Consider the following 1928-nt stretch of genomic DNA (forward strand, 5'->3'; position numbering starts at 1 on the left):
AGTTTTAATGGAGATGTGAAGACTGCCACTCCTATCGACACTAACAATATGGACGATTTATTACCCAAACCGTATAAAAAAAACGATTGTAGCTAAGGAAGATCAAAATTATACGGTGACATTAGAATATAATGCGCCGAAATATAGTAATGTATTAATGTCTGTGGGCTATAAAATAGGGGATCCTAACCATGGTGTGGATATTGAAGAAGAAGCGCCAGTTCAAAAAGAGAAAGGAAAAGTACTTGTTCAGTATGTAGACCAGGCAGGTAAGTCCATTAAAGCTTCAACTGAAATTTCAGGAGATGTTGGTGATCGATATACAGTTAAAGTACCACGAATTCCAGGTTATCTCCTACAAGAAACAAGCGATAACGTTATGGGAACTTTCCAAAGCTCTAGTCAAACGGTTACATTGACGTATGAAAAAATTCCAGCCGTGGAAAATGGTAAGGTAGTCGTGAATTTCGTGGACGAAAATGGGAAAGCATTAACAGATTCGCCAGAAATCTTAACGGGAGAAGTTGGAAGTTCTTATGCAGCAAAACCAAAAAGTTTTCCAGGCTATCAACTAAAGAAATTACCTGACAATCAAGCTGGAAAGTTTTCTAATCAACCAGAAGAAGTCACTTTCACGTACGAAAAAATTCCAGCCGTGGAAAATGGCAAAGTAGTCGTGAATTTCGTGGATGAAAATGGGAAAGCATTAACAGATTCACCAGAAATCTTAACGGGAGAAGTCGGAAGCTCTTATGCAGTGAAACCAAAAAGCTTTCCAGGCTATCGTTTGAAGAAATTACCAGACAATCAAGCTGGAAAATTTTCTAATCAACCAGAAGAAGTCACTTTTATTTATCGTGAGATAAAAACAAGTGGACAAGGGTCTAGCCATTCATCTAACGAACCTTCTGCAGGATCTAACAGTGGTAAGGAAGAAAATGCTAATAATGAAAATGGACAGGTTCCGAATTCAGAAAAGCCTGCTGTCCCATCAAATGGAGAAAATGGCAGTCATTCAAATCATGCTAATTCTGAACAAGCAGGTTCTTCTATAATCGATTCTGGCGCGGTGACAAAACCTGTTAAAAAAGAATGGGTTCCACAAATGAAGGCCTCCAATCAGCCTGCCGTTCCGCTAGCTTCTGATATTAGTGGTGCAAAAAAGACATTTAACGCCAAAAATTCAGGACAAAATCGGTCTAATCAGTTAGGGGAAAATACTGAACTACCAGTTACAGGGGATAATTATCCAGTGGCTAGTAGCTTATTAGGGTTGATGCTTATTCTTGGTAGTATATGTCGTTTGAAAAAGTAAGATAGAGAAGACGGAGGTTTAGTAGATGAAAAAAAACAAAATTAGGCAAGGCTGTGAAGTTTGTTGCTGCAGGAGTGTTGGCATCTACAGTGTTTACAAATATTCCAATTGCAGAAAAAATTAGTAAAGCGCAAAACAATTTAAAGGCTACTCAGTTAAGTACAACAAAAGCAAATGTTGCAACAAATGCATTTGATATTTCAACTGGATGGAGTGTGCTAAAATATTCCAGTGACTTAAATGTTCCGGTTCAAAATACATTCTTACAAGGACGAAAAATACAGATGCCAAATGGCGATCAGTATAATACGGCTTATATTAATTTTGCTAATATTGGGAATTCTGTCTTTAAAGCGCAAAAAGTCTTTAAGTTAGAAAAAGGAAAAACGTATAATTTCACTTGGTACTATCAAGTCCATGTGCTTGGAGGTTCTCAAGCTTCAATCAGTTTTAATGGAGATGTGAAGACTGCCACTCCTATCGACACTAACAATATGGACGATTTATTACCCAAACCGTATAAAAAAAACGATTGTAGCTAAGGAAGATCAAAATTATACGGTGACATTAGAATATAATGCGCCGAAATATAGCAATGTATTAATGTCTGTGG

The 1928-nt window shown here is 37.2% G+C and carries 3 protein-coding genes; all 3 read left to right on the forward strand.

Annotated features, from left to right (window positions below; all coding sequences use genetic code 11):
• The first annotated feature begins 73 nt into the window (after positions 1 to 73).
• Positions 74 to 1315, forward strand: coding sequence for a MucBP domain-containing protein (locus MAQA_RS13180; RefSeq protein WP_420911951.1), 1242 nt, complete (start codon positions 74 to 76; stop codon positions 1313 to 1315).
• A 77-nt stretch (positions 1316 to 1392) separates the two neighbouring features.
• Positions 1393 to 1857: a hypothetical protein gene (locus tag MAQA_RS13185; RefSeq protein ID WP_149023383.1), complete on the forward strand. Its 465-nt coding sequence runs from the start codon at positions 1393 to 1395 to the stop codon at positions 1855 to 1857.
• Positions 1847 to 1928: hypothetical protein (locus tag MAQA_RS16725; RefSeq protein ID WP_420911952.1), on the forward strand; the 82-nt coding region annotated here is incomplete at its 3' end. The genes MAQA_RS13185 and MAQA_RS16725, both read left to right, overlap by 11 nt.

Source organism: Listeria aquatica FSL S10-1188 (genome assembly GCF_000525795.1).
GTDB classification, from domain to species: domain Bacteria; phylum Bacillota; class Bacilli; order Lactobacillales; family Listeriaceae; genus Listeria; species Listeria aquatica.